The sequence below is a fragment of the Streptomyces sp. NPDC029836 genome, from assembly GCF_055574495.1.
On the sequence record NZ_JBVHZI010000007.1, the window covers coordinates 302,722 to 329,117 of the forward strand.

Consider the following 26,396-nt stretch of genomic DNA (forward strand, 5'->3'; position numbering starts at 1 on the left):
CGCGCCGGTACCGGCCCGGACAGGACGATGGGCGCCACCCCGAGGGGTGGCGCCCATCGCCGTACGGTGTCCGTGGCTCAGCCGCCGAACTCCTCCAGGCCCTTCAGCGCCTGGTCCAGCAGGGCCTGGCGGCCCTCCAGTTCACGCGCCAGCTTGTCGGCCTTCGCGTTGTTGCCCGCCGCGCGCGCCGCGTCGACCTGGCCGCGCAGCTTGTCGACGGCCGCCTGGAGCTGACCCGTCAGACCGGCGGCACGCGCCCGCGCCTCCGGGTTCGTACGCCGCCACTCGCCCTCCTCGGCCTCCTGGATGGCGCGCTCCACCGCGTGCATCCGACCCTCGACCTTGGGACGGGCGTCGCGCGGTACGTGGCCGATGGCCTCCCAGCGCTCGTTCAGGGAGCGGAACGCGGCGCGGGCCGCCTTCAGGTCCGTGATCGGGACGAGCTTCTCCGCCTCGACGGTCAGCTCCTCCTTCAGCTTCAGGTTCTCGACCTGCTCGGCGTCCCGCTCGGCGAAGACCCCGCCGCGCGCCGCGAAGAACACGTCCTGCGCGCCGCGGAAGCGGTTCCACAGGTCGTCCTCGGACTCGCGCTGCGCCCGACCGGCCGCCTTCCAACTGTCCATCAGCTCGCGGTAGCGGGCGGCCGTCGGACCCCAGTCCGTCGACTTCGACAGCGACTCGGCCTCCGCGACCAGCTTCTCCTTGGCCTTGCGGGCGTCCTCGCGCTGGGCGTCCAGCGCGGCGAAGTGCGCCTTGCGGCGCTTGGAGAAGGCGGACCGGGCGTGCGAGAAGCGGTGCCACAGTTCGTCGTCCGACTTGCGGTCCAGCCGCGGCAGACCCTTCCAGATGTCGACGAGGGCCCGCAGTCGCTCACCCGCCGAGCGCCACTGGTCGCTCTGCGCCAGCTCCTCGGCCTCGGTCACCAGCGCGTCCTTGGCCGTCCGGGCCTCGTCGGCCTGCTTGGCCTTCTGGACCTTGCGCTCCTCGCGCCGCGAGTCGACGGTCGACACCAGCTTGTCGAGCCGCACGCGCAACGCCGCCAGGTCACCCACGGCGTGGTGCTCGTCCACCTGCGTGCGCAGGTGCTCGATGGCCGTCTGGGCGTCCTTGGCGGACAGATCGGTGGTCCGCACCCGCCGTTCGAGGAGGCCGATCTCGACCACCAGGCCCTCGTACTTGCGCTCGAAGTAGGCCAGGGCCTCCTCAGGGGTGCCCGCCTGCCACGAGCCGACGACCTGCTCGCCCTCGGAAGTACGCACGTACACGGTGCCGGTCTCGTCGACTCGGCCCCACGGGTCGCTGCTCACAGCGCCTCCTCCACCTGATGCCGTCGAGGGGGTTCGCCCCCCGGGCATCGTCCACAGTTTCCTGGGGCGGGCAGCGCCCGCCCTGCACAACGCCAACATAGGCGACCGTCGGGCCGGCTGTCCGCATCCCGCCCGACGCAATATCGACGTACGGGAGACGTACGCGGGACGTGCGGGAGGCGGGCCGGGCCGGGCCGGTGGTCGTCGGACCGGTCAGTTCTTGGTGACCGTGCCCTTCTCGATGGTCACGGGGGTCTTCGGGGCGCCGTCCGGCGTTCCGGTGGCCGTACCGGCCTTGGCGACCTCCTCCAGGACCTTCACGCCGGCCGGGTCGATCGTGCCGAAGGGCGTGTACGTGGGAGCCAGCGGGCTGTCCTTGTAGACCAGGAAGAACTGGCTGCCGCCGCTGCCGGGCTGACCCGTGTTGGCCATCGCGACGGTGCCCGCCGGGTAGATCACCTGACCCTGCTCGTTCGGCTTGCCGAGCGCGTCCAGGTTCTCGTCCGGGATGGTCCAGCCCGGGCCGCCGGAACCGGTGCCCTCGGGGTCACCGCACTGCAGGACGAAGATCCCGCCCGTCACCAGCCGGTGGCACTTCGTGTTGTCGAAGAAGCCCTTGTCGGCCAGCGCCTTGAACGAGTTCACGGTCTGCGGGGTCTTCGCCGCGTCCATCTCGAACTTGATCGGGCCCGCGCTCGTCTGCAGGTCGAAGGTGTACTTCGCCTTGTCGTCGATCGCCATCGCCGGCGGCGACTGCTTGGGCGTGGGCGCCGCCGAGGGCGACGAGTCCGCGGCCGGCTCGACCGTCTTGTCCTCGCTGTCGAAGACGCCGCCCGCGATGAGGCCCACCAGAGTGGCCACCACCACGGCCGCCGCCGCGCCGATCACGGCCAGCCGCTGCCTCGACTTGCGACGGGCCTGTGCCCGCCGCTGCTGCTGGCGCTCGTACTTCTCCCTGGCGAGCTGTCGCCGACGCTGATCGCTCGTGACCACCGGGTCGTCTCCTTGTGCGTCTCTGGTACCGCTGTCCGGGCTGGGTTAGGCCGTACCGTATATGGGTTCGCTGTGTAATGAGCGACGCCGGTAGGCTCTGAGCAGCAGATTCCGATCCGCTGCCTCCCGCCGGACGACGATTGAGGACGAACGTGCTGATTGCCGGGTTCCCCGCCGGAGCCTGGGGGACCAATTGCTACCTGGTCGCCCCCGCCGCGGGTGAGGAGTGCGTGATCATCGACCCGGGCCACCAAGCGGCCCAGGGCGTCGAGGAGACGCTGAAGAAGCATCGGCTCAAGCCCGTCGCGGTCGTCCTCACCCACGGCCACATCGATCACGTCGCCTCGGTGGTCCCGGTGTGCGGGGCCCACGACGTACCGGCCTGGATCCACCCCGAGGACCGCTACATGATGAGCGACCCGGAGAAGGCCCTCGGCCGTTCCATCGGGATGCCGCTCATGGGCGAGCTGACCGTGGGGGAGCCGGACGACGTCCGCGAACTCACCGACGGAAGCAGCCTGAAGCTCGCCGGGATGGAGTTCTCCGTGGCGCACGCGCCCGGTCATACCAAGGGGTCGGTGGCCTTCAGGATGCCCGAGTCGGCCGACGTTCCGCCGGTCTTCTTCTCGGGCGACCTGCTCTTCGCCGGCTCCATCGGCCGCACCGACCTGCCGGGCGGATCCCACGCCGAGATCCTCGAATCGCTGGCCCGCGTGTGCCTGCCGCTCGACGACTCCACCGTGGTGCTGTCCGGCCACGGTCCCCAGACCACCATCGGCCGCGAGCGGACGACCAACCCGTACCTGCGGGAGGTCGCCGCCGGCCTGGCAGCGGACCCGAAAGCCGCGCCACGACGAGGAATGTGACGAGACTTCCGTGAGCACCTTCAAGGCCCCCAAGGGCACGTACGACCTCATCCCGCCCTATTCGGCCAAGTACCTGGCGGTCCGCGAGGCCATCTCCGCCCCGCTGCGCACGGCCGGTTACGGCTACATCGAGACCCCCGGTTTCGAGGACGTGAACCTCTTCGCGCGCGGCGTCGGGGAGTCCACCGACATCGTCACCAAGGAGATGTTCACCCTCACCACCAAGGGCGGCTCGAACCTCGCCCTGCGCCCGGAGGGCACCGCCTCCGTGCTGCGCGCGGCCCTGGAGGCCAGCCTCCACAAGCAGGGCAACCTGCCGGCCAAGCTCTGGTACTCGGGTTCGTACTACCGCTACGAGCGCCCCCAGAAGGGCCGCTACCGCCACTTCTCGCAGGTCGGCGCGGAGGCCATCGGCGCCGAGGACCCGGCGCTCGACGCCGAGCTGATCATCCTGGCCGACCAGGCCTACCGAGGCCTGGGGCTGAGCGATTTCCGGATCCTGTTGAACTCGCTCGGCGACAAGGAGTGCCGCCCCGTCTACCGGGAGGCCCTCCAGGCCTTCCTGGGCGGGCTCGACCTGGACGAGGAGACCGTCCGCCGGGCCGAGATCAACCCGCTGCGCGTCCTCGACGACAAGCGCCCCGAGGTCCAGAAGCAGCTCGTCGGCGCCCCCGCCCTGCGCGACTACCTGTGCGACGCCTGCAAGGCCTACCACGAGGAGGTCCGGGCGCTGATCACGGCCGCCGGAGTGGCCTTCGAGGACGACGAGAAGCTGGTGCGCGGGCTCGACTACTACACCCGCACCACCTTCGAGTTCGTCCACGACGGCCTGGGCTCGCAGTCCGCGGTCGGCGGCGGCGGTCGCTACGACGGCCTGTCCGAGATGATCGGCGGACCGGCGCTGCCGTCGGTGGGCTGGGCCCTCGGTGTGGACCGTACGGTGCTGGCCCTGGAGGCCGAGGGCGTCACCCTGGACATCCCGGCGACGACGACGGTGTTCGCGGTGGCCCTGGGCGAGGCCAAGGCCACCGTGTTCGGGCTGGTGACGCAGCTGCGCAAGGAGGGCGTCGCCGCCGACATGTCCTACGGCGGCAAGGGGCTCAAGGGCGCCATGAAGGACGCGAACCGCAGCGGCGCGCGCTTCGCCGTCGTCGCGGGCGACCGCGACATCGCCGAGGGCGTCGTCCAGCTCAAGGACATGGAGTCCGGCGAGCAGGGCCCGGTGGCCCTGGCCGATCTGGTGACCGCGGTCAAGGCCCGCCTGGCCTGACCGGCGACACCCCGCGCGGGGCGGGACCGGGACCGGTGGTCCCCGTCCCGCCCCGCGTCGCTTTCCCCGCACTTATCCCCATCGAACGGCCGACAGGGACCCCCGTACGGCACAATGGCCGGTGCTTGATGACCTTGCGGATGCGGAGCGGGCGGGTATGACGACAACAGGTGCGGGCACGGAAACCGGCCCCCGGACGTTCGGCGGCAGCCGCGCCCTGGCGCTACTTCTGGTGATCACGGGAGCCGCGGGCCTGCTCGCGGCCTGGGTGATCACGATCGACAAGTTCAAGCTGCTGGAGGACCCGAACTTCACGCCGGGCTGCAGCCTGAACCCGATCGTCTCCTGCGGCAACATCATGAAGAGCGACCAGGCCGCCGTCTTCGGCTTCCCGAACCCCATGCTCGGACTGGTGGCCTACGGCATCGTCGTCTGCGTCGGCATGAGCCTGCTCGCCGGAGCGCGCTTTCGCCCCTGGTACTGGCTGACGCTGAACGCGGGCACCCTGTTCGGCGTCGTCTTCTGCGCCTGGCTCACCCACCAGTCGCTCTACCGCATCAACTCGCTCTGCCTGTGGTGCTGCCTGGCCTGGGTCGCCACCATCGTCATGTTCTGGTACGTGACCGCGCACAACGTGCGCCAAGGTCTGGTCCCCGCCCCCGCCTGGCTGCGCGGCTTCCTCGACGAGTTCACCTGGGTCCTGCCCGTCCTGCACGTCGGGATCATCGGCATGCTGATCCTGACCCGCTGGTGGGACTTCTGGACCTCCTGAGCCGGCCGGCCGGGACTGTCGGCGCCCTCGCATAGGCTTTCGGTGTGGAACCAGACCTCTTCACCGCCGCAGCCGAGGAACGCCGGGCGAAGGACCCCTCGGCGTCACCGCTCGCGGTCCGGATGCGTCCCCGCACCCTGGACGAGGTGGTCGGACAGCAGCACCTGCTCAAGCCCGGCTCGCCGCTGCGCCGGCTGGTGGGGGAGGGCGCCGGCGGACCGGCCGGAGCCTCCTCTGTGATCCTCTGGGGTCCGCCCGGCATCGGCAAGACGACCCTCGCCTACGTGGTCAGCCAGGCGACGCAGAAGCGCTTCGTGGAACTCTCGGCCATCACGGCCGGCGTCAAGGAGGTCCGGGCGGTCATCGAGGGCGCCAAGCGCGCCGCCGGCGGCTACGGCAAGGACACCGTCCTCTTCCTCGACGAGATCCACCGCTTCAGCAAGGCCCAGCAGGACTCCCTGCTCCCGGCCGTGGAGAACCGCTGGGTCACCCTGATCGCGGCGACCACGGAGAACCCGTACTTCTCGATCATCTCGCCGCTGCTCTCGCGGTCCCTGCTGCTCACCCTCGAACCGCTGACGGACGCGGACCTCAGCGCGCTGACGCACCGCGCGCTGACCGAGGAGCGCGGCCTGGGCGGGGCCGTGACCCTGCCCGCGGACGCGGAGGCGCACCTGCTGAGGATCGCCGGCGGCGACGCCCGCCGCGCGCTCACCGCCCTGGAGGCGGCGGCCGGCTCCGCCCTCGCCAAGGGCGAGGGGGAGATCACGCTGCAGACCGTCGAGGAGGCGGTCGACCGCGCGGCCGTCCGCTACGACAAGGACGGCGACCAGCACTACGACGTGGCGAGCGCGCTGATCAAGTCGATCCGCGGCTCCGACGTGGACGCGGCGCTCCACTACCTGGCGCGGATGATCGACGCGGGGGAGGACCCCCGGTTCATCGCCCGACGCCTGATGATCTCCGCGAGCGAGGACATCGGACTGGCCGACCCGACGGCCCTGCCGCTCGCCGTCGCCGCCGCCCAGGCCGTCGCCATGATCGGCTTCCCGGAGGCGGCGCTGACCCTGTCGCACGCCACCATCGCCCTGGCGCTCGCCCCCAAGTCGAACACCGCCACCACCGCGATCGGCGCCGCGCTGGCCGACGTACGGGCCGGGCTGGCGGGCACCGTGCCGCCGCACCTGCGCGACGGGCACTACAAGGGGGCGGCGAAACTGGGGCACGCCCAGGGGTACGTCTACCCCCACGACGTGCCGGGCGCCATCGCCGCGCAGCAGTACGCCCCGGACGAGATCCACGGCAAGCGGTACTACGAGCCGACCCGCTACGGCGCCGAGGCCAGGTACGCGGACGTGGCCGACAAGGTGCGCGAGCGGCTGCGCGGCGGGTCCTGACCCCGGGCGTCGCGCGGTCGCCCTACGACCTGCCGGCGACCTGCCCCGCTTGGGCCGCCCCCTTCCGATCCTCAGTGGGACGCGGCCGCGAAGAGGTGGTGCACGGCGCGGCGCAGGCCGCAGATGTCCGTGACCGGCTCGGGGAAGTCGAAGCGGGCGTCGAAGGAGGACTCCGCCGAGGCGCCGCTGAAGCGCACGCGCAGACCCAGGCGGTCCAGGGCGAGCGGAACGGCCCGCATGCCCCGCGCCCCGCGGGGCCCGAGCAGCCCGCACAGGTCCGCGATCCGGTTCCCGTGGGCGGCGTGCAGGTGCTGGAGCAGCTCCGTCTCGTGCGCCACCATCGGATCCGGCTCGGCGCCGGCGAGGTCCTCGGGGTCCACGTTCTCGGCGCCCCACAGGTCGTCCACCGAGATCTCACCTACCTCCAGGCGCAGCATCATCCAGGCGGGCCGGCCGGAGTGGGGCGCGTCCAGGGACTCGGACATGCCCAACAGCTCGCCCACCGGACGGCGCTCGGCGAGCAGCGCGGCGCAGACCGCGCGGTCGTCCCCGCGCACCGGCGTCAGCCACCCGGCCAGCCACGCACGGCCTCGGATACGATGGGGCACGGACACCGGCGCCACGTCCGTGATCTCGATCACGGCCGTGAGGTCGTCGTCCTGGGCGTGAGCGGCTGCCCTGGCAGCCGTGGATTCCCCGGAAACAAGGAGAATTACGTCCCCGTCCGGGGTGACGGTCCGCGCGGCCGGCACTCCTGTCCCCAGCTCTTCGGACTCGTGACTGTCACGAGCACCCGGCAGGGTGAGGGATACTGAGGCGTTGGACTCTACGAGGGTTCGTACGCGTTCGGCTCCGGTGAGCTGCCGAACGCCTTCCCTGGGACGCGGCTGACCTTGCTTATCGTCGTCGAAAGCGGATTCCGTTTCGTTGGAACCCGAACTTCGCCGCGCACTGGGCAGGGGGATCCCATGTGGTCGAGACATTACGTCCTCCTCGCTAAGGTAAGCCTCACCTAACTTACATGGAGGTAGGTTCCACGTGAACCAGAAGCGACCCAAGGTCAAGAAGTCGCGTGCCCTCGGCATTGCGCTGACCCCGAAGGCCGTCAAGTACTTCGAGGCCCGCCCCTACCCGCCGGGCGAGCACGGCCGTGGCCGCAAGCAGAACTCGGACTACAAGGTTCGTCTGCTGGAGAAGCAGCGTCTGCGCGCGCAGTACGACATCTCCGAGCGCCAGATGGCCCGCGCGTACGACCGCGCCAAGAAGGCCGAAGGCAAGACGGGCGAGGCGCTGGTCGTCGAGCTCGAGCGTCGCCTCGACGCCCTGGTCCTGCGTTCGGGCATCGCCCGCACCATCTACCAGGCCCGCCAGATGGTCGTTCACGGCCACATCGAGGTCAACGGTGACAAGGTCGACAAGCCGTCGTTCCGTGTCCGCCCGGACGACGTCATCACCGTGCGCGAGCGCAGCCGCGAGAAGGTTCCGTTCCAGGTTGCCCGTGAGGGTGGCTACGCAGGCGAGGGCGAGACCCCGCGCTACCTGCAGGTCAACCTGAAGGCCCTGGCCTTCCGCCTGGACCGTGACCCGAACCGCAAGGAAATCCCGGTCATCTGCGACGAGCAGCTCGTCGTCGAGTACTACGCCCGCTGATCCGTCGGCAGGCGTAGCCCTCACAGGCTGGTGTCAACCCGTCGTCCCCTCCGGGGGGCGGCGGGTTTTCCCGTTCTCGGGGCGCCGTCCCGACCGGGCACCCAGCGCGCCCGCAGGACCAGGGCGTCCACGCTCAACTGCCGCCCCTCGGCGGCGTGCACCGCGTACCCCTCCGGGCCCAGCGCCTCACCGGCCCGCTGCTGGCACATCAGCCGGGGCGCGTTGAAGTACCCCGATCCGAACAGGCGCAGACCGACCCCGCCCCACATCGGCTCCGCCGCGCCCTGGAGCACCGCCGCCTCCGCGGGTCGGCCCTCGGTGACCGTGACCAGGGCCAGCAGCTCCACCGCCAGCACCAACCCCACCAGGTCCCGGAACGTGTGGTTGACCGTCACGCACTCGGTCAGCAGCCGTCGGGCGCCGGCCGTGTCCCCCGCGTCCAGCGCCGCGTACGCCAACACGTACAGGGCGTACGCCTTCGTCCAGCGCTCACCGCGGTCCTCGCAGATCTCCCGGACCTCCTCGCAGAGCGTCGCGGCGCCCGCCAGCTCGCCCTGGAACGCCATCGCCATCGCCAGCTCCACCTGGCACATCAGGACGTTGCTGTTCAGCTCCCCGGCCTCCCGGTACAGGTCCAGCGCCGCACCCAACAGCTCACCGGCGCGCGCCATGTCGTCCGAGACCAGGGCGAGGCAGCCCATCCGGTGCACCGCGTACGCCGCCGCCACCTCGTTTCCCGACCGCAGCGCGGCGTCGCGGCACTCGTGGAGGGCGCTCATCGACGCCACCGCGTCGCCCTGGAGCGCCGCCACGTAGCCCAGCACCCACAGCGCCTTGAGCCGGGAGCCCTCGTACTCCTCCTGCCCCTCGGCCGGGACCGGCTCCAAGGTCCGGTCGAGCCAGTGGCGGCCCTCGGTCAGCCGGCCGCAGCCCGCCCAGTAGAACCAGAGGGTGCCGGCCAGGTACTGGCCCAGGTGCAGTTCCTCCGGCTCGTCCAGGCAGCACTCCAGCGCGAGGCGCAGGTTCCCCAGCTCCACCTCCACCAGGGCCGCCACCTCCTGCTGGCGCGGGCTGAACCAATCCAGCTCGCACCAGGTGGCCAGGCCCATGTACCAGTCCCGGTGGCGCCGTCGCAGCCGGGTCGCGTCCCCCTGCGACTCCAGCCAGCCCGCCCCGTACAGCCGTACGGTCTCCAGCATCCGGTAGCGGACCCCGGCCGGGGTCTCCTCCCGGACCAGCAGGGACTGCGCGATCAGTTCGCCCACCACGTCGAGCACGGTGTCCACCGGCAGGTCGGGGCCGGCGCACACGTACTCGGCCGCGTCGAGGTCGAACTGCCCGGCGAAGACCGACAGCCGGGCCCACAGCAACCGCTCGGCGGGGGTGCACAGCTCGTGGCTCCAGCCGATCGCCGTCCGCAGCGCCCGGTGCCGGGCCGGCGCCCCGCGCGCCCCGCCGGTCAGCAGCGCGAACCGGTCCTCCAGCCGGGCCAGCACCTGGGCGGGCGACAGCGTCCGCAACCGGCCCGCCGCCAGCTCCAGGGCCAGCGGGATCCCGTCGAGCCGGGCACACAGCTCGGCCAGCAGCGGCCGGGTCGTCCCCGTCACGACGAAGGCCGGGTCGGCGGCGACCGCCCGCCCGACCAGCAGCTCCAGGGCCCCGGTGGGCTCCAGCGGGGCCAGCGGGAAGGCCTGCTCGCCCTCCACGCCGAGCGTGCGCCGGCCCGCAGCGAGCACCCGCAGGCCGGGGGAGCGGCGCAACAGCTGCGCCAGCAACTCGGCCGTCTCCTCGACCAGCTGCTCGAAGCCGTCCACGACCAGCAGCAACCGGCGCCCCGCCAGGTGCTCCGCCAGGACGGTCCGGGGCGGCCGAGTGGTGTGGTCCGTCAGCCCGAGCGCCTCGGCGAGGGTGAACTCCAGCAGCGCCGGATCGCGTACGCCGGACAGCTCGGCCAGCCACACGCCGTGGAAGTGGCGTTCCTGCGGCCGTGAACCCGGCCCGCCCCCGTCCCGGGATTCCGCCGCCATCCCCTCGGCGACCGCGCGGGCCGCCGCCAGCGCCAACCGGGACTTGCCCACCCCGCCCACCCCGGTGATCGTCACCAGTCGCGCGGAATCCAGCAGCCGCCCCAGCCGGGCCAGTTCGCCACCCCGCCCGACGAACCCGCTGAGCTCCGAGGGAAGATTGCCCCGGGTCCTGATTCGAGGGGGTCTCTGTCGCATGGGACACGGAGGGTACTGCTCCCGGTGCGCTGCGTACAAGGCGATCGCGCGGTCCCCGGAATTCCGGTACTGCGGCGGATCTCCGGCGCGATAGGGTCGGAGGAGACTTTTCTCCGTAGGTTTTCAAGTTCAGGGAGCGGTGCAACGTGACCGGTGGAGAGGTGGCCGGGATCCTCGTGGCCGTCTTCTGGGCCATCCTGGTCTCCTTCCTCGCCGTCGTTCTGGTGAGGCTCGCCCAGGTGCTGAAGGCGACGACGAAGCTGGTGGCCGACGTGACGGAGCAGGCGGTTCCGCTTCTCGCGGACGCCTCCACCACCGTCCGCTCGGCGCGCACCCAGATCGACCGGGTCGACGCCATCGCCAGCGACGTCCAGGAGGTCACCTCCAACGCCTCCGCGCTGTCCTCCACCGTGGCCTCCACCTTCGGCGGGCCGCTGGTCAAGGTCGCGGCCTTCGGTTACGGCGTCCGCCGGGCCCTCGGCCGCAACGACGGGGCGGCGACCGGCCGCGACCCGCAGAAGACGTCCCGGCGCAGCGTGATCGTCGGCCGTACGGTGCCGACGGCCCGCCGCCGGAAGCAGAAGGGCTGAGACCGCCGATGTTCCGCCGAGCCTTCTGGTTCACCGCAGGCGCCGCCGCCGGCGTGTGGGCCACCACCAAGGTCAACCGTCAGCTCAAGAAGCTGACGCCGGAGAGCCTCGCCGCCCAGGCCGCCGACAAGGCCGTCGAGGCGGGGCACCGCCTCAAGGACTTCGCCCTCGACGTCAAGGCGGGAATGACGCAGCGCGAGGACGAGCTGAACGACGCACTGGGGCTGACCCAGGACCCCGATGCCCCCGACCACGTCACCGCCCTCCCCGGGCCGCGACGGTTGCGGGCCATCGCGCACGACAAGAACGACCACCGACCGAAGTTTTCGTACGACCGGAATGAGGACCACTGATGGAGTCGGCTGAAATCCGCCGCCGCTGGCTGAGCTTCTTCGAGGAGCGCGGTCACACCGTTGTCCCTTCGGCGTCGCTCATCGCGGACGACCCGACTCTGCTGCTGGTGCCCGCGGGCATGGTGCCGTTCAAGCCGTACTTCCTGGGTGAGGTCAAGCCGCCCGCGTCCACGCTCACCAGCGTGCAGAAGTGCGTGCGCACCCCGGACATCGAAGAGGTCGGCAAGACCACCCGCCACGGCACGTTCTTCCAGATGTGCGGCAACTTCTCGTTCGGCGACTACTTCAAGGAAGGCGCCATCAAGTACGCCTGGGAGCTGCTCACCAGCTCCGTGGCGGACGGCGGTTACGGCCTGGAGCCCGAGAAGCTCTGGATCACCGTCTACCTCGACGACGACGAGGCCGAGCAGATCTGGCGCGACGTCATCGGCGTCCCCGCCGAGCGAATCCAGCGCCTGGGCAAGAAGGACAACTTCTGGTCCATGGGCGTCCCCGGCCCCTGCGGCCCGTGCTCGGAGATCAACTACGACCGTGGTCCCGAGTTCGGCGTCGAGGGCGGCCCGGCCGTCAACGACGAGCGCTACGTGGAGATCTGGAACCTGGTCTTCATGCAGTACGAGCGCGGCGCCGGCGACGGGAAGGAGGACTTCCCGATCCTCGGCGACCTGCCGTCGAAGAACATCGACACCGGCCTCGGGCTGGAACGTCTCGCCATGATCCTGCAGGGCGTGCAGAACATGTACGAGACCGACACCCTGCGCGTGGTCATGGACAAGGCCACCGAGCTGACCGGCGTGCGCTACGGGGCCGCCCAGGGGACCGACGTCTCGCTCCGCGTGGTCGCCGACCACATCCGCACCTCCGCCATGCTCATCGGCGACGGCGTCACCCCCGGCAACGAGGGCCGCGGCTACGTCCTGCGCCGCATCATGCGCCGCGCCATCCGCAACATGCGCCTCATGGGCGCCACCGGCCCGGTCGTCCAGGACCTCATCGGCGTCGTCGTCGACACCATGGGCGAGCAGTACCCGGAGCTGGTCACCGACCGCAAGCGCATCGAGACCGTCGCGCTCGCCGAGGAGGCCGCGTTCCTCAAGGCCGTCAAGGGCGGCACGAACATCCTCGACACGGCCGTGACGGAGACCAAGGCCGCGGGCGGCACGATCCTCTCCGGCGACAAGGCGTTCCTGCTCCACGACACCTGGGGCTTCCCGATCGACCTCACCCTGGAGATGGCCGCCGAACAGGGCCTCTCCGTGGACGAGCCCGGCTTCCGCCGCCTGATGCAGGAGCAGCGCGACCGCGCCAAGGCCGACGCCAAGGCCAAGAAGACCGGCCACGCGGACATGTCCGCCTACCGCGAGATCGCCGACGGCTCCGGCGCCACCGAGTTCACCGGTTACGCCACCACCCAGGGCGAGTCCACCATCGTCGGCCTGCTGGTAAACGGCGTCTCCTCGCCGGCCGCCACCGAGGGCGACGAGGTCGAGGTCGTCCTCGACCGGACCCCGTTCTACGCCGAGGGCGGCGGCCAGCTCGCCGACCAGGGCCGGATCCGGCTCGACTCCGGCGCCGTGATCGAGATCCGCGACGTCCAGCAGCCGGTCCCCGGTGTCTCCGTACACAAGGGCTCCGTCCAGGTCGGAGAGGTGACGGTCGGCGCCTCCGCGTACGCCGCCATCGACATCAACCGCCGCCGGGCCATCGCCCGAGCCCACTCGGCCACCCACCTGACCCACCAGGCGCTGCGCGACGCCCTCGGCCCCACGGCCGCCCAGGCCGGTTCCGAGAACTCGCCCGGCCGCTTCCGCTTCGACTTCGGCTCGCCGAACGCCGTCCCCGGCACGGTCCTCACCGACGTCGAGCAGAAGATCAACGACGTGCTCTCCCGCGAGCTCGACGTCACCGCCGAGATCATGAGCATCGACGAGGCGAAGAAGCAGGGCGCCATCGCCGAGTTCGGCGAGAAGTACGGCGAGCGCGTGCGCGTCGTCACCATCGGCGACTTCTCCAAGGAGCTGTGCGGCGGCACGCACGTCGGCAACACCGCCCAGCTGGGCCTGGTGAAGCTGCTCGGCGAGTCCTCCATCGGCTCCGGCGTGCGCCGCGTCGAGGCCCTGGTGGGTGTGGACGCGTACAACTTCCTCGCCAAGGAGCACACGGTCGTCGCCCAGCTCCAGGAACTGGTCAAGGGCCGTCCCGAGGAGCTGCCGGAGAAGATCGCCTCCATGCTCGGCAAGCTGAAGGACGCCGAGAAGGAGATCGAGAAGTTCCGCGCGGAGAAGGTCCTCCAGGCCGCCGCCGGTCTCGCCGCGGGCGCCCAGGACATCCGCGGTGTCGCCCTCGTCGTCGGCACCGTCCCGGACGGCACCGGCGCCGACGACCTGCGCAAGCTGGTCCTCGACGTCCGCGGCCGCATCCAGGGCGACCGCCCGGTCGTGGTGGCCCTGTTCACCGTGGCGGGCGGCCGTCCGCTGACCGTGATCGCCACCAACGAGGCGGCCCGCGAGCGCGGCCTCAAGGCCGGCGACCTGGTCCGCACGGCCGCCAAGACCCTCGGCGGCGGTGGCGGCGGCAAGCCCGACGTCGCCCAGGGCGGCGGCCAGAACGCGGCCGCGATCCCGCAGGCCATCGGCGCCGTCGAGCGCCTCGTGGTCGAGACGGCCTGACGATGACGCTGCGCCGCGGCCGCCGACTGGCCGTAGACGTCGGGGAAGCCCGGATCGGGGTCGCCTCCTGCGACCCCGACGGGGTCCTGGCCACCCCGGTGGAAACCGTCCCCGGCCGGGACGTCCCGGCCGCCCACCGGCGGCTGCGACAGCTCGTCGCGGAGTACGAGCCCCTGGAGGTCGTCGTCGGTCTGCCCCGTTCGCTCAGCGGACGGGAGGGACCGGCCGCGGCCAAGGTGCGCACCTTCGCGAACGAGCTGGCCAAGGGCATCAAACCGGTGACGGTCCGGCTGGTGGACGAGCGGATGACCACGGTCACCGCCGCCCAGGGGCTGCGGGCATCCGGCAGGAACGCCAAGAAAGGCCGTTCGGTCATCGACCAGGCGGCCGCCGTGGTGATCCTGCAGAACGCCTTGGAGACCGAACGGGTATCAGGTAATCCGCCCGGTGAGTGCGTCGAAGTGGTTGTCTGATCGCGATACGGTAACGTTCCGCGAAATGAGACGGCATTCGAACAGCCGTCGCCACCACTAAAGAGGCGGAACCGGGTGTCGCGGCCCACGAAAAGCCGTGGCCTCCGTCTCGCGGCTCTAGGGGACCGATGACTGAGTATGGCCGGGGCGGCGGCTCCGAACCGTGGCACCCCGAGGATCCCCTGTACGGGGACCAGGGGTGGACCGCGCACCAGACCCAGCAGGGCCAGGTGCCGTACGGCGGCGCACCGCAGCAGCAGGAGCCGCAGTACCAGGAGCAGGTACCCCCGTACCCGTACCCGGAGCAGCAGGTCCCGCAGTACCAGGGGGGTCCGCAGCAGTACCCGGATCCCCAGTACCAGGACCCGCAGTACCAGCAGCAGTACGCCGCCGCCCCGTACCCCCAGTACGCGGAGCAGCAGCAGGGCTGGGCCCCGCAGCACCCCGGTGCGCAGCAGCAGGCCCAGCCCCAGCAGCAGGCCCAGCAGCAGCAGGTCCAGTCCCAGCAGCCGGTGTACGACGCCCAGGGCTGGGACACCGGCCAGGGCCAGTACGTGGCGGCGGCCGTGCAGGCCGACCCCTACGCGGTGGCCGACCCGTACGCGCAGCAGGCCGTCGGCGGCTACCCCGGCGAGGCCCCCGACCTGTACACCACCGAGGACGCCTACCCGCCTCCGCAGCCGCCCGGCAGACGGCACCTGGAGCCGGAGCCGGTCGACGAGCCGGAGGAGGAGCTCCAAGAAGAGCTGCTCGCCGGGGGCGGCGGGGGCGACGACGAGTCGCGCGGCCGTCGGGGCGACCGCAAGGGCGGCGGCGGCAAGAAGACCAAGGAGAAGAAGCGCAGCGGCGCGGCCTGCCTGGTCGCGGCCGTCGTGATGGTCGGCGTGATCGGCGGTGGCGGCTACTACGGCTACAGCTACATCAAGGAACGGTTCGCCACGGCCGCCGACTTCGCGGGCGAGGGCAGCGGCGAGACGGTCGACGTCGAGATCCCCCAGGGGTCCACCGTCGCCCAGATCGGCAACATCCTGAAGAAGAACGGCATCGTCGCGAGCGTCGACGCGTTCACGGCCGCGGCCGGGTCCAAGGGCAACGCGATCCAGCCGGGCGTCTACCCGCTGAAGAAGAAGATGTCGGCCGCGGCCGCCGTCGCCGTCATGCTCGACCCGAGCAAGCTGAACGTGCTCACCGTCCCGGAGGGCAAGCGGACCTACGAGGTCTACGAGCTGATCGACAAACGCCTCGGGAAGCAGACCGGCACCACCGAGGAGATCGCCAAGCGCGAGGCCAAGAACCTCGGCCTGCCGGCCTGGGCCGGCAACAACCCGAAGCTCATCGACCCGCTGGAGGGCTTCCTCTACCCGGCGCGCTACGACATCGGCAAGGACAGCACGCCGGAGTCGATGCTCCGGCAGATGGTCAAGAACGCCTCGGACAAGTACACGGAACTGGGCGTCGAGGCCAAGGCCAAGGACCTCGGCCTGGAGAACCCGCTCCAGGTGATCACGGTCGCCAGTCTCGTCAACGCCGAGGGCAAGCACCACGAGGACTTCCGGAAGATGTCCGAGGTCGTCTACAACCGCTTGAAGAAGACGAACGACGTCACCAACCAGAAGATCGAGTTCGACTCGACCTACAACTACATCAAGCGCACCAGCCACCTGAACTTCAACATCAAGGAAGCCAGGGCGCTCGACAATCCCTACAACACGCACTTCGTCAAGGGCCTGCCCCCGGGCCCGATCGGGAACCCCGGCGAGGAAGCGCTGAGCGCCACGCTCAACCCGGACCACGGCGGCTGGATGTTCTTCGTGTCGGTCGACAGCAAGACGACGACCTTCACCAAGACCTACGAGGAGCACCAGAAACTGGTGGACGAGTTCCTGGCGCGGCAGAACCAGAAGAACGGCGGATAGGCACGACATGTCACGGATACGGGCCGCGGTGCTGGGTTCGCCCATCGAGCACTCCCTCTCACCGGTGCTGCACCGCGCCGCCTACCGGGAGCTCGGCCTCGACGACTGGTCGTACGACCGCTTCGAGATCGACGAGGCCGCCCTCCCGGCGTTCGTGGGCGGCCTCGGCCCGGAGTGGGCCGGACTGTCGCTGACCATGCCGCTCAAGCGGGCGATCATCGCCCTGCTCGACGGCGTCAGCGACACCGCGGCCTCGGTGGAGGCGGTCAACACGGTCGTCCTGACCGAGGACGGCCGTCTCCTCGGCGACAACACCGACATCCCCGGCATCGTCGCCGCCCTGCACGAGCGGGGCGTCGAGAAGGTGCCCGCCGCGGCCGTCCTCGGAGCGGGCGCCACCGCCTCCTCGGCGTTGGCCGCCCTCTCCCGGATCTGCACCGGCGAGGTCACCGCGTACGTCCGCTCGCGCGCCCGCGCCGAGGAGATGCACCGGTGGGGCGACCGGCTCGGCGTGCCCGTCCGTACCGCGGACTGGACGGACGCGGCCGAGGCGCTCCACGCCCCGCTGGTCATCGCGACCACCCCGGCCGGTACGACGGACTCCCTGGCGGCGGCCGTCCCCGAAGGCGCCGGAACCCTCTTCGACGTCCTCTACGACCCGTGGCCGACCGCCCTGGCGGCGGCCTGGTCCGCGCGCGGCGGCAAGGTCGTCGGCGGCCTGGACCTGCTGGTCCACCAGGCGGTGCTCCAGGTCGGCGCGATGACCGGCCGCCCGGGACCGCTGGCCGCCATGCGCGCCGCGGGCGAGCGGGCGCTCGCCGAGCGCTAGGCCGTCCCCGTCGGATCCCGCCGGTCGGCGTTCACCTGACGGGCGGGGCGTCCGACAGTTGGACCGGGGCCCGATACATCCCTCCGGACATGGGAGGATCGGGTACGGCGGGTCAGGGCCGCGCACCCGATCGCGCCATCGCTGTGCCAGGCGCGAGCATGAGGAGCATCGTTGAGCAGGTTGCGTTGGCTGACCGCAGGAGAGTCGCACGGACCGGCACTGGTCGCGACGCTGGAGGGTCTTCCCGCCGGCGTCCCGGTCACCACCGAGCTGGTGGCCGATCACCTGGCCCGGCGCCGGCTCGGCTATGGCCGCGGTGCCCGGATGAAGTTCGAGCAGGACGAGATCACCTTCCTCGGCGGCGTGCGCCACGGCCTGTCCCAGGGCTCCCCGATCGCGGTCATGATCGGCAACACCGAGTGGCCCAAGTGGGAGACCGTGATGTCGGCCGACCCGGTCGACCCGTCGCTGCTCAAGGAGACCGGCCGCAACGCGCCGCTCACCCGCCCGCGCCCCGGCCACGCCGACCTCGCGGGCATGCAGAAGTACGGCTTCGACGAGGCCCGGCCGATCCTGGAGCGCGCCAGCGCCCGGGAGACCGCCGCCCGCGTCGCCCTCGGCGCCGTCGCCCGCTCCTTCATCAAGGAGGTCGCCGGCATCGAGATCGTCTCCCACGTGGTGGAACTGGCCGCGGCCAAGGCCCCGTACGGCGTCTACCCGACCCCCGCCGACGTCGACAAGCTCGACGCGGACCCGGTGCGCTGCCTCGACGCCGACGCGAGCAAGGCGATGGTCGCCGAGATCGACCAGGCCCACAAGGACGGCGACACCCTCGGCGGCGTCGTCGAGGTCCTCGCCTACGGCGTGCCCGTCGGACTCGGCTCGCACGTCCACTGGGACCGCCGACTCGACGCGCGTCTCGCGGCGGCCCTCATGGGCATCCAGGCCATCAAGGGAGTCGAGGTCGGCGACGGCTTCGACCTGGCCCGCGTGCCCGGCTCGCAGGCCCACGACGAGATCGTGTCCACCCCCGAGGGCCTCAAGCGGACCTCCGGCCGCGCCGGTGGCACCGAGGGCGGTCTGACCACCGGTGAACTGCTGCGCGTACGGGCCGCGATGAAGCCCATCGCGACCGTGCCGCGCGCGCTGGCCACCGTGGACGTGGCGACCGGCGAGGCGACGGTGGCCCACCACCAGCGCTCCGACGTCTGTGCCGTCCCGGCGGCGGGCATCGTCGCCGAGGCCATGGTCGCCCTCGTCCTCGCCGACGCGGTCGTGGAGAAGTTCGGCGGCGACTCGGTGCCCGAGACCCGCCGCAACGTCCGCTCCTACCTCGAAAACCTGCAGATCCGGTGACGGGCGGACCACTGGTCGTCCTCGTCGGCCCGATGGGGTCCGGCAAGTCCACGGTGGGGGGCCTGCTCGCCGAACGGCTGGCCGTCCCCTACCGGGACACGGACGCCGACATCGTCGCCGCCCAGGGCCGGGAGATCTCCGACCTGTTCGTCGACGAGGGCGAGCCCTACTTCCGCGCGCTGGAGCGGCAGGCCGTCGCGGCCGCCGTCGCCGAACACACCGGAGTCCTCGCCCTCGGCGGCGGCGCCGTCCTCGACGAGGGCACCCGCGGCCTGCTCGCCGGGCTGCCCGTCGTCTACCTGTCGATGGACGTCGAGGAGGCCGTGCGCCGCGTCGGCCTCGGCGCCGCCCGACCGCTGCTCGCCGTCAACCCGCGCCGCCAGTGGCGCGAGCTGATGGAGGCCCGGCGCCCCCTGTACACCGAAGTCGCGCGCGTCGTGGTGGCCACCGACGACCGCACCCCCGAAGAGGTCGCCCAGGCGGTCCTCGACGCTCTGGAGTTGAAGGACGTATGACAGACCAGGTGACGCGGATCAACGTCGGCGCGAGCGCCGGGCACGACGCGTACGACGTGCTGGTCGGCCGGCAGCTGCTCGGTGAGCTGGGCAGCCTGATCGGTACGAGGGCGCAGCGGGTCGCCGTGATCCACCCCGAGGCGCTGGCCTCGACCGGTGAGGCGCTGCGGGACGACCTGGCGGCGCAGGGCTACGAGGCGGTCGCCATCCAGGTGCCGAACGCCGAGGAGGCCAAGACCATCGAGGTCGCCGCGTACTGCTGGAAGGCCCTCGGCCAGTCCGGCTTCACCCGCACCGACGTGATCGTCGGCGTGGGCGGCGGCGCCACCACCGACCTCGCGGGCTTCGTCGCGGCCTCCTGGCTGCGCGGGGTGCGCTGGATCGCGGTTCCGACCACCGTGCTGGCGATGGTCGACGCGGCGGTCGGCGGCAAGACCGGCATCAACACCGCCGAGGGCAAGAACCTCGTCGGCGCGTTCCACCCGCCGGCCGGCGTGCTCTGCGACCTGGCGGCGCTGGACTCGCTGCCGGTCAACGACTACGTCAGCGGCCTCGCCGAGATCATCAAGGCCGGCTTCATCGTCGACCCGGTGATCCTCGACCTGATCGAGGAGGACCCGCAGGCGGCCCGTACGCCCGCCGGACCGCACACCGCCGAGCTGATCGTCCGCTCGATCCGGGTCAAGGCCGACGTGGTCTCCAGCGACCTCAAGGAAGCCGGACTGCGCGAGATCCTCAACTACGGCCACACCCTCGCGCACGCCATCGAGAAGAACGAGCGCTACAAGTGGCGCCACGGCGCCGCCGTCTCCGTCGGCATGGTCTTCGCCGCCGAACTCGGCCGGCTCGCCGGACGCCTCGACGACGCGACCGCCGACCGGCACAAGGCCGTCCTGGCCTCCGTCGGCCTGCCGCTGACCTACCGCGGCGACCAGTGGCCCAAGCTGCTGGAGACGATGAAGCTCGACAAGAAGTCCCGCGGCGACCTGCTGCGCTTCATCGTCCTCGACGGGCTGGGCAAGCCGACCGTCCTGGAAGGCCCCGACCCGGCCGTGCTGTTCGCCGCCTTCGGCGAGGTCGCCGCGTGAGGCGGGTGCTCGTCCTGAACGGCCCGAACCTGGGCCGGCTCGGGTCCCGCGAACCCGACGTGTACGGGGCCACCTCGTACGCCGGACTCGTCGAGAGCTGCCGCGCCCTGGGCGCGGAACTCGGCTTCGACGTGGAGGTCCGCGAGACCAACGACGAGGGCGAGATGGTCCGCTGGCTGCACGAGGCGGCGGACGACAAGACCCCGGTCGTGATCAACCCGGGCGCCTTCACGCACTACTCGTACGCCATGCGGGACGCGGCGGCGCAGCGCACCGCGCCGCTCATCGAGGTGCACATCTCCAACCCGTACGCCCGCGAGGAGTTCCGGCACACCTCGGTCATCGCGGCCGTGGCGACGGGCACCGTGGCGGGCTTCGGCCTGGGCTCCTACCGGCTGGCGCTCCGTGCGCTGGCGGAAGAGGTCACGGCCTGAGATAACGTTCTCGCATCAGTCGCCTGAACGAGACGGAGTGGCGCGGATGCAGCACGGAGTGGGGGGCTGGGGTCCGCCGGGACAACACCCGGCGGCGCCCCCGCAGCCGCCGATACCCCCGGCGCAGGGTTGGCCGGTGACCCCGGTGCCCGACGCCACGGGACACGTCCCGCTGCCCCCGGCCGTGCCCTTGCCGGCCGGGCCGCCCCCGCCCGGCACGGGCGGAGCCACCCTCGCGGTGCTGCTCATCGGCCCGGCGGGCGCCGGGAAGACCACCGTGGCCCGGCACTGGGCGGGCACCCGCCCGGTGCCGACCGCGCACATCAGCCTGGACGACGTCCGCGAATGGGTCTGCTCGGGCTTCGCGGACCCGCAGACCGGCTGGAACGAGCACTCCGAGGCCCAGTACCGGCTGGCCCGCCGCACCTGCGGGTTCGCCGCCCGCAACTTCCTGGCCAACGGCATCTCCTGCATCCTCGACGACGCCGTCTTCCCCGACCGGCCGGTGGTCGGGCTCGGCGGCTGGAAGCGGCACGTGGGGCCCGGGCTGCTGCCCGTGGTGCTGCTGCCGGGCCTGGAGATCGTCCTGGACCGCAACGCCGCCCGCTCGGGCAACCGCAGGCTCTCCGACGAGGAAGTCGCCCGCATCCACGGCCGGATGGCCGGCTGGTACGGATCCGGCCTGCCGATCATCGACAACTCCCACCTCGACGTGGAGGGCACGGCCCGCGCCCTCGACGAGGCCCTCGCCCGGGCCCTCGCGACCCCCGGGACCTGGTAGCCCGGCCGCTGCGGCCCCGGGAACGGGCGGCGAGCAGGCCGCGGCCGGCGGCGCCGCCCGGCCCCGTGCGGACGCGCTCGCCGGGCCGGATGGGCCGGGCGCTCGTACGCTCGAAGACATGTCAGACGTGTACGCGGCCCGCAGGGGCCTGCTCCGCGACCGCTGCGCAGCGGCGGGCAACTCCGCCGCCCTGATCACGCGTCCGGCGAACGTCCGCTACCTCGCCGGGGCGTCCCCGCTGGACGCCGTCCTGCTGGTCGGACCGGCCGAGGACGTGATGTTCTGCGCGGGCGCCCCCACCGGCGAGGCCGACGAGGGACGCCTGGACGACCAACTGCGGCTCTCCGTCCTGCCGAGCCCCGGCGCGGACCCGGCGGTGGCCGCCGCCGACCTGGCGGCGTCCGTACGGGCGGAGTCCCTCGCCGTCGAGGAGCACCACCTGACCGTCGGCCGGCACCGCGCCCTGCACTCCGTCGCGCCCCGGCTGCGGCTGGCCGACCTCGGCTCGGCGGTGGAACAGCAGCGGCTCGTCAAGGACGAGGACGAGATCGCCTGCCTGCGGATCGCCGCCGAGATCGCCGACCAGGCCCTCGGGGAGCTGCTGGAGTCGATCCTCGTCGGCCGTACCGAACGCCACCTCGCCCTGGAGCTGGAACGCCGCCTCGTCGACCACGGCGCCGACGGGCCCGCCTTCCCGACCTCCGTCGGCACCGGCCCGCACTCCGGGCGCTCCCGCCACCGGCCGTCCGACCGGCGGGTGGAGGAGGGCGACTTCCTGTCCGTCTGCCTGGGCGCGAACTACCGCGGCTACCGCTGCGAGATCGGCCGCACCTTCGTGATCGGCACCACCCCCGCCGACTGGCAGATCGAGCTCTACGACCTCGTCTTCGCCGCCCAGCGGGCCGGCCGGGAGGCCCTGCTGCCGGGCGCCGCGTACCGTGACGTCGACCGCGCGGCGCGCTCCGTACTGGACTCGGCGGGGCACGGCGAGGCCCTCGCCGGGTGGATGGGACACGGGGTCGGTCTCGAAATCGACGAGGACCCGCAGCTTGCACCTACGGCAATGGGTAAACTGGACGCTTGCGTGCCGGTCACCGTCGAACCGGGGGTTCACCTCCCGGGCCGGGGAGGTGTCCGGATCGATGACACGCTCGTCGTGCGCCCCGAGGCGGACGGCGGTCCCGAGCTACTCACCATTACGACCAAGGAGCTGCTCGCGCTCTAGCCCGCGTTGCCGGGCCGGGAGTGCGCACCCTTGGTCTTCCAGTGCAGGAGATTCCGCAACCGTGGCTTCCACGAACGACCTCAAGAACGGCATGGTGCTCAAGCTCGACGGTGACCAGCTCTGGTCCGTCGTCGAGTTCCAGCACGTCAAGCCCGGCAAGGGCCCGGCCTTCGTGCGCACCAAGCTCAAGCACGTGCTCTCCGGCAAGGTCGTCGACAAGACCTTCAACGCCGGCACGAAGGTCGAGACGGCCACCATCGACCGCCGTGACATGCAGTTCTCGTACATGGACGGCGAGTACTTCGTCTTCATGGACATGAGCACCTTCGACCAGCTGATGGTCGACAAGAAGGCCGTCGGCGACGCCGCCAACTTCCTGATCGAGGGCTTCACCGCCTCCGTCGCCCAGCACGAGGGCGAGGTGCTGTACGTCGAGCTGCCGGCCGCCGTCGAGCTCGTCATCGAGCACACCGACCCGGGCGTCCAGGGCGACCGCTCCACCGGTGGCACCAAGCCCGCCAAGCTGGTGACCGGCCACGAGATCCAGGTCCCGCTCTTCGTCACCACCGGCGAGACCATCAAGGTCGACACCCGCACGAGCTCCTACCTCGGCCGGGTGAACAGCTAACCGTGGCTGCCCGGAGCAACGCGCGCAAGCGCGCTTTCCAGATCCTCTTCGAGGCCGACCAGCGCGGTGTTCCCGTGCGTGAGGTCCTCGCGGACTGGATCCGCCACTCGCGGTCGGACGACCGGCAGCCGTCGGTCGCCGCCTTCACGATGGATCTCGTCGAGGGTTACGCCGACAAGGTGAACCGGATCGACGATCTGATCATCACCTACGCCGTGGACTGGGAGCTCGACCGCATGCCGGTCGTCGACCGGAACATCCTGCGGCTGGGCGCCTACGAGCTGATCTGGGTCGACGAGACCCCGGACGCCGTGGCCATCGACGAGGCCGTCCAGCTCGCCAAGGAGTTCTCCACGGACGACTCCCCGTCGTTCGTGAACGGGCTCCTGGGTCGCTTCAAGGACCTCAAGCCGAACCTGCGCCGCAGCGAGAGCTGACGCGCGGCACCGCGCTCACGGAAGGGCCCGCAGCGAACGCGCTGCGGGCCCTTCCGTCGGTCGTGGGTCGGGCCGCCGACCGGCCCGGACGCGGACGTGAAAAAACCGGTGGGTGCCGGCCCCCCTTCGGGACCCGGCACCCACCGGTAAACGTTTCTGCTGGGCCGGGACGGCCCCGGGGGACTAGACGTCCTCGTGAGCCACCGCGCGCCGCGCGTCGGCGTCCAGCACGCCCCAGCTGATCAGCTGCTCGGTCAGGACCGAGGGGGACTGGTCGTAGATGACGGCCAGGGTGCGCAGGTCGTCCTGGCGGATCGACAGCACCTTGCCGTTGTAGTCACCGCGCTGGCTCTGGATCGTGGCGGCGTAACGCTGGAGCGGCCCGGCCTTCTCGGCGGGCACGCCCGCCAGACGCTCCAGGTCGAGGCGCAGCTTCGGCGGCGGCTCGGCGGCTCCGCCGGGAGTCGTGCCCGGAAGCAGCTCCTGCACCGGGACCCCGTAGAAGTCGGCCAGCTCGGCAAGACGCTGGACGGTCACGGCGCGGTCCCCGCGCTCGTAGGAACCGACCACCACGGCCTTCCACCGGCCCTGGGACTTCTCCTCGACACCGTGGAGGGAAAGGCCCTGCTGGGTGCGGATGGCCCGGAGCTTGGCCCCGAGCTGTTTGGCGTATTCGCTGGACATAACGCTCCCGGACGCTGTGACGCTGTGACGGCATTGGACAACGTGCGGCTCCGCCGCGCGGCTGGTAACTCACTGTGAGGTTACGCAGCGTTACGTGGATGCGTCAAGCCGAATGCTGCGCGGGCCCCACCCGCGAGGGGTACGGCCCGGCCCGGTGCGGGCCCCGCACCCGGCCCCTGCTACGGTGGAGGGCGTACAGCAGACGTCCTTTAAGGTCCGTCCCGTGAGGCGGAGAAGGAGGTCCTTTCCATGGACACCCAGCTTTCCCCGCCCGACTCGGACCCGATGCGCCCCGTTCTGGACACCCAGGACATCGCCCGGGTCCTGACGCGCATCGCCCACGAGATCGTCGAACGCGCCAAGGGCGCCGACGACGTGGTCCTCCTCGGCATTCCGACCCGTGGTGTCTTCCTCGCCCGCCGGCTGGCCGAGAAGCTCGAAGAGATCACCGGTACGAAGATCCCGGTCGGCTCCCTCGACATCACCATGTACCGCGACGACCTGCGCCTGAAGCCCGCCCGGGCGATCGGCCGCACGGAGATCCCCGGCGACGACATCGACGGTCGCCTGGTGGTCCTCGTCGACGACGTGCTCTTCTCCGGCCGCACCATCCGCGCCGCCCTCGACGCCCTCGGCGCGATCGGCCGCCCCCGCGCCGTGCAGCTGGCGGTCCTCGTCGACCGCGGCCACCGCGAGCTGCCCATCCGCGCCGACTACGTCGGCAAGAACCTCCCCACGTCGCTGCGGGAGACCGTAAAGGTCCAGCTCCAGGAGGAGGACGGCCGAGACGCCGTACTGCTCGGCCAGCGGACCGCCCAGGCAGCCGGACAGCAGTAGCGCCCGCCGGTCCGGATCCCGCCCGGCGGGGTCCGTACCGCGCTTCGCCCTGCCCGTACCCCGGCGCGCCCGCCAGCCCGCCCGCCCTCCCGACCTACGGAGCCATCCAGATGAAGCGCCACCTCATCTCGGCCGCCGACCTCACCCGCGACGACGCCGTCCTGATCCTCGACACCGCCGAGGAGATGGCACGCGTCGCGGACCGGCCGATCAAGAAGCTGCCCACCCTGCGCGGCCTCACGGTCGTCAACCTGTTCTTCGAGGACTCGACCCGCACCCGGATCTCCTTCGAGGCCGCCGCCAAGCGGCTGTCCGCGGACGTCATCAACTTCTCCGCCAAGGGTTCGTCCGTTTCCAAGGGTGAATCCCTGAAGGACACGGCGCTGACCCTGGAGGCCATGGGCGCGGACGCCGTGGTCATCCGCCACCACGCCTCCGGCGCCCCCTACCGGCTCGCGACCTCCGGCTGGATCGACTCCGCCGTGGTCAACGCCGGCGACGGCACCCACGAGCACCCCACCCAGGCCCTGTTGGACGCCTTCACCATGCGCCGCCGCCTGGTCGGCCGCGACGCCGGGCTCGGCAAGGACCTCTCCGGCCGCCGGATCACCATCGTGGGCGACGTCCTGCACAGCCGGGTCGCCCGCTCCAACGTCCTGCTGCTGCACACGCTGGGCGCCGAGGTCACCGTGGTGGCCCCGCCCACGCTGGTGCCGATCGGCGTCGAGAGCTGGCCCTGCGAGGTCTCGTACAACCTCGACGAGGTACTGCCCAAGTCCGACGCGGTCATGATGCTGCGCGTCCAGCGCGAACGCATGAACGCCGCCTTCTTCCCGACCGAGCGCGAGTACTCCCGCCGGTACGGGCTCGACGGCGAGCGGATGGCCCGGATGCCCGAACACGCCATCGTCATGCACCCCGGCCCGATGAACCGCGGCATGGAGATCACCGCCCAGGTCGCCGACTCCGACCGCTGCACGGCCGTCGAGCAGGTCGCCAACGGCGTCTCCACCCGGATGGCCGTCCTGTACCTGCTGCTCGGAGGCTCCGAGCCCGCCGTCACCACCACCCCCGCAGCTGCCCGTACCGAGGAGAGCAAGTAAC

The 26,396-nt window shown here is 71.5% G+C and carries 26 protein-coding genes; 21 read left to right on the forward strand and 5 right to left on the reverse strand.

The features are described 5' to 3' along the window. Positions 1 to 77 precede the first annotated feature (77 nt). Both ACZ4XJ_RS22140 and ACZ4XJ_RS22145 read right to left on the reverse strand, forming a co-directional pair. A complete protein-coding gene (locus ACZ4XJ_RS22140) occupies positions 78 to 1,307 on the reverse strand; it encodes a DUF349 domain-containing protein (RefSeq protein ID WP_362883416.1) in 1,230 nt (409 codons plus the stop codon). A 213-nt stretch (positions 1,308 to 1,520) separates the two neighbouring features. Beyond that, a complete protein-coding gene (locus ACZ4XJ_RS22145; RefSeq protein WP_468497100.1) occupies positions 1,521 to 2,300 on the reverse strand; it encodes a peptidylprolyl isomerase in 780 nt (259 codons plus the stop codon). 152 nt (positions 2,301 to 2,452) lie between these two features. Between ACZ4XJ_RS22145 and ACZ4XJ_RS22150 the strand changes: the two genes are divergently transcribed. The 4 genes from ACZ4XJ_RS22150 to ACZ4XJ_RS22165 all read left to right on the forward strand — a co-directional run bounded on the left by ACZ4XJ_RS22150 (position 2,453) and on the right by ACZ4XJ_RS22165 (position 6,605). After that, positions 2,453 to 3,166 carry an MBL fold metallo-hydrolase gene (locus ACZ4XJ_RS22150; protein ID WP_362883413.1) on the forward strand — a complete coding sequence of 238 codons (714 nt, stop codon included), beginning with the start codon at positions 2,453 to 2,455 and terminating at the stop codon, positions 3,164 to 3,166. A gap of 10 nt (positions 3,167 to 3,176) precedes the next feature. After that, entirely contained in the window at positions 3,177 to 4,436 is a 1,260-nt protein-coding gene (hisS, locus tag ACZ4XJ_RS22155) for a histidine--tRNA ligase (RefSeq protein ID WP_362883411.1), read from the forward strand. Between the two features lie 157 nt (positions 4,437 to 4,593). Beyond that, positions 4,594 to 5,208, forward strand: a complete 615-nt coding sequence (locus tag ACZ4XJ_RS22160) for a vitamin K epoxide reductase family protein (RefSeq protein WP_362883409.1) — start codon at positions 4,594 to 4,596, stop codon at positions 5,206 to 5,208. Between the two features lie 44 nt (positions 5,209 to 5,252). Beyond that, entirely contained in the window at positions 5,253 to 6,605 is a 1,353-nt protein-coding gene (locus ACZ4XJ_RS22165) for a replication-associated recombination protein A (RefSeq protein WP_468497101.1), read from the forward strand. Between the two features lie 71 nt (positions 6,606 to 6,676). Here the strand turns inward: ACZ4XJ_RS22165 and ACZ4XJ_RS22170 are convergent, their stop codons facing one another. After that, entirely contained in the window at positions 6,677 to 7,588 is a 912-nt protein-coding gene (locus tag ACZ4XJ_RS22170; RefSeq protein ID WP_468497102.1) for a DUF2470 domain-containing protein, read from the reverse strand. Positions 7,589 to 7,643: 55 nt separating this feature from the next. Between ACZ4XJ_RS22170 and rpsD the strand changes: the two genes are divergently transcribed. Further along, positions 7,644 to 8,255: a 30S ribosomal protein S4 gene (gene rpsD / locus ACZ4XJ_RS22175; RefSeq protein WP_008740451.1), complete on the forward strand. Its 612-nt coding sequence runs from the start codon at positions 7,644 to 7,646 to the stop codon at positions 8,253 to 8,255. 20 nt (positions 8,256 to 8,275) lie between these two features. Here the strand turns inward: rpsD and ACZ4XJ_RS22180 are convergent, their stop codons facing one another. Then, positions 8,276 to 10,477 carry an ATP-binding protein gene (locus ACZ4XJ_RS22180; RefSeq protein WP_468497103.1) on the reverse strand — a complete coding sequence of 734 codons (2,202 nt, stop codon included), beginning with the start codon at positions 10,475 to 10,477 and terminating at the stop codon, positions 8,276 to 8,278. Between the two features lie 146 nt (positions 10,478 to 10,623). Between ACZ4XJ_RS22180 and ACZ4XJ_RS22185 the strand changes: the two genes are divergently transcribed. The 14 genes from ACZ4XJ_RS22185 to nusB all read left to right on the forward strand — a co-directional run bounded on the left by ACZ4XJ_RS22185 (position 10,624) and on the right by nusB (position 23,771). Next, positions 10,624 to 11,067 (forward strand): DUF948 domain-containing protein, encoded by a 444-nt coding sequence (locus ACZ4XJ_RS22185; RefSeq protein WP_362883401.1) that lies wholly within the window; start codon positions 10,624 to 10,626, stop codon positions 11,065 to 11,067. A gap of 8 nt (positions 11,068 to 11,075) precedes the next feature. Then, on the forward strand, positions 11,076 to 11,420 hold the full coding sequence (locus tag ACZ4XJ_RS22190) for a DUF6167 family protein (RefSeq protein WP_362883399.1): 345 nt from the start codon (positions 11,076 to 11,078) through the stop codon (positions 11,418 to 11,420). Further along, positions 11,420 to 14,089 (forward strand): alanine--tRNA ligase, encoded by a 2,670-nt coding sequence (gene alaS, locus ACZ4XJ_RS22195; RefSeq protein ID WP_362883397.1) that lies wholly within the window; start codon positions 11,420 to 11,422, stop codon positions 14,087 to 14,089. Before ACZ4XJ_RS22190 ends, alaS begins: the two co-directional genes overlap by 1 nt. Positions 14,090 to 14,091: 2 nt before the next feature. Then, on the forward strand, positions 14,092 to 14,562 hold the full coding sequence (ruvX, locus tag ACZ4XJ_RS22200) for a Holliday junction resolvase RuvX (protein WP_362883395.1): 471 nt from the start codon (positions 14,092 to 14,094) through the stop codon (positions 14,560 to 14,562). A gap of 128 nt (positions 14,563 to 14,690) precedes the next feature. Then, on the forward strand, positions 14,691 to 16,478 hold the full coding sequence (gene mltG / locus ACZ4XJ_RS22205) for an endolytic transglycosylase MltG (protein ID WP_468497104.1): 1,788 nt from the start codon (positions 14,691 to 14,693) through the stop codon (positions 16,476 to 16,478). A gap of 7 nt (positions 16,479 to 16,485) precedes the next feature. Beyond that, complete coding sequence (locus tag ACZ4XJ_RS22210) at positions 16,486 to 17,307, forward strand: shikimate dehydrogenase (protein ID WP_468497105.1); 822 nt, start codon at positions 16,486 to 16,488, stop codon at positions 17,305 to 17,307. Between the two features lie 171 nt (positions 17,308 to 17,478). After that, on the forward strand, positions 17,479 to 18,663 hold the full coding sequence (aroC, locus tag ACZ4XJ_RS22215; RefSeq protein ID WP_468497106.1) for a chorismate synthase: 1,185 nt from the start codon (positions 17,479 to 17,481) through the stop codon (positions 18,661 to 18,663). Beyond that, a complete protein-coding gene (locus ACZ4XJ_RS22220) occupies positions 18,660 to 19,178 on the forward strand; it encodes a shikimate kinase (RefSeq protein ID WP_362883387.1) in 519 nt (172 codons plus the stop codon). Before aroC ends, ACZ4XJ_RS22220 begins: the two co-directional genes overlap by 4 nt. Continuing rightward, positions 19,175 to 20,266, forward strand: a complete 1,092-nt coding sequence (aroB, locus tag ACZ4XJ_RS22225; protein WP_362883385.1) for a 3-dehydroquinate synthase — start codon at positions 19,175 to 19,177, stop codon at positions 20,264 to 20,266. Before ACZ4XJ_RS22220 ends, aroB begins: the two co-directional genes overlap by 4 nt. Beyond that, positions 20,263 to 20,700 (forward strand): type II 3-dehydroquinate dehydratase, encoded by a 438-nt coding sequence (aroQ, locus tag ACZ4XJ_RS22230; RefSeq protein WP_362883383.1) that lies wholly within the window; start codon positions 20,263 to 20,265, stop codon positions 20,698 to 20,700. Before aroB ends, aroQ begins: the two co-directional genes overlap by 4 nt. A 46-nt stretch (positions 20,701 to 20,746) precedes the next feature. Further along, positions 20,747 to 21,481: an AAA family ATPase gene (locus tag ACZ4XJ_RS22235; protein WP_384002237.1), complete on the forward strand. Its 735-nt coding sequence runs from the start codon at positions 20,747 to 20,749 to the stop codon at positions 21,479 to 21,481. Between the two features lie 118 nt (positions 21,482 to 21,599). Further along, on the forward strand, positions 21,600 to 22,706 hold the full coding sequence (locus ACZ4XJ_RS22240; RefSeq protein ID WP_384002240.1) for an aminopeptidase P family protein: 1,107 nt from the start codon (positions 21,600 to 21,602) through the stop codon (positions 22,704 to 22,706). A 61-nt stretch (positions 22,707 to 22,767) separates the two neighbouring features. Then, positions 22,768 to 23,334 carry an elongation factor P gene (gene efp, locus ACZ4XJ_RS22245; RefSeq protein WP_362883377.1) on the forward strand — a complete coding sequence of 189 codons (567 nt, stop codon included), beginning with the start codon at positions 22,768 to 22,770 and terminating at the stop codon, positions 23,332 to 23,334. Positions 23,335 to 23,336: 2 nt separating this feature from the next. Beyond that, the gene (nusB, locus tag ACZ4XJ_RS22250) at positions 23,337 to 23,771 is read left to right on the forward strand and encodes a transcription antitermination factor NusB (RefSeq protein WP_362883375.1); all 435 of its coding nucleotides are present in this window, start codon (positions 23,337 to 23,339) and stop codon (positions 23,769 to 23,771) included. A 183-nt stretch (positions 23,772 to 23,954) separates the two neighbouring features. Here the strand turns inward: nusB and bldD are convergent, their stop codons facing one another. Further along, on the reverse strand, positions 23,955 to 24,455 hold the full coding sequence (gene bldD, locus ACZ4XJ_RS22255; RefSeq protein WP_030026184.1) for a transcriptional regulator BldD: 501 nt from the start codon (positions 24,453 to 24,455) through the stop codon (positions 23,955 to 23,957). A 249-nt stretch (positions 24,456 to 24,704) separates the two neighbouring features. Between bldD and pyrR the strand changes: the two genes are divergently transcribed. Both pyrR and ACZ4XJ_RS22265 read left to right on the forward strand, forming a co-directional pair. Further along, the gene (gene pyrR / locus ACZ4XJ_RS22260) at positions 24,705 to 25,292 is read left to right on the forward strand and encodes a bifunctional pyr operon transcriptional regulator/uracil phosphoribosyltransferase PyrR (protein WP_468497107.1); all 588 of its coding nucleotides are present in this window, start codon (positions 24,705 to 24,707) and stop codon (positions 25,290 to 25,292) included. A gap of 110 nt (positions 25,293 to 25,402) precedes the next feature. Then, positions 25,403 to 26,395, forward strand: coding sequence for an aspartate carbamoyltransferase catalytic subunit (locus ACZ4XJ_RS22265; protein WP_362883372.1), 993 nt, complete (start codon positions 25,403 to 25,405; stop codon positions 26,393 to 26,395). Position 26,396 lies beyond the last annotated feature (1 nt).

Excerpts from the sequence above, each read along its gene's own strand:
- ACZ4XJ_RS22265 (WP_362883372.1), top strand. The coding sequence starts at position 25,403 with ATGAAGCGCCACCTCATCTCGGCCGCCGACCTCACCCGCGACGACGCC.
- ACZ4XJ_RS22160 (WP_362883409.1), top strand. The coding sequence starts at position 4,594 with ATGACGACAACAGGTGCGGGCACGGAAACCGGCCCCCGGACGTTCGGC.
- bldD (WP_030026184.1), bottom strand. The coding sequence starts at position 24,455 with ATGTCCAGCGAATACGCCAAACAGCTCGGGGCCAAGCTCCGGGCCATC.
- pyrR (WP_468497107.1), top strand. The coding sequence starts at position 24,705 with ATGGACACCCAGCTTTCCCCGCCCGACTCGGACCCGATGCGCCCCGTT.
- aroB (WP_362883385.1), top strand. The coding sequence starts at position 19,175 with ATGACAGACCAGGTGACGCGGATCAACGTCGGCGCGAGCGCCGGGCAC.
- mltG (WP_468497104.1), top strand. The coding sequence starts at position 14,691 with ATGACTGAGTATGGCCGGGGCGGCGGCTCCGAACCGTGGCACCCCGAG.
- alaS (WP_362883397.1), top strand. The coding sequence starts at position 11,420 with ATGGAGTCGGCTGAAATCCGCCGCCGCTGGCTGAGCTTCTTCGAGGAG.
- ACZ4XJ_RS22240 (WP_384002240.1), top strand. The coding sequence starts at position 21,600 with ATGTCAGACGTGTACGCGGCCCGCAGGGGCCTGCTCCGCGACCGCTGC.
- ACZ4XJ_RS22170 (WP_468497102.1), bottom strand. The coding sequence starts at position 7,588 with ATGTCTCGACCACATGGGATCCCCCTGCCCAGTGCGCGGCGAAGTTCG.
- ACZ4XJ_RS22180 (WP_468497103.1), bottom strand. The coding sequence starts at position 10,477 with ATGCGACAGAGACCCCCTCGAATCAGGACCCGGGGCAATCTTCCCTCG.
- ruvX (WP_362883395.1), top strand. The coding sequence starts at position 14,092 with ATGACGCTGCGCCGCGGCCGCCGACTGGCCGTAGACGTCGGGGAAGCC.
- ACZ4XJ_RS22190 (WP_362883399.1), top strand. The coding sequence starts at position 11,076 with ATGTTCCGCCGAGCCTTCTGGTTCACCGCAGGCGCCGCCGCCGGCGTG.
- ACZ4XJ_RS22235 (WP_384002237.1), top strand. The coding sequence starts at position 20,747 with ATGCAGCACGGAGTGGGGGGCTGGGGTCCGCCGGGACAACACCCGGCG.
- ACZ4XJ_RS22210 (WP_468497105.1), top strand. The coding sequence starts at position 16,486 with ATGTCACGGATACGGGCCGCGGTGCTGGGTTCGCCCATCGAGCACTCC.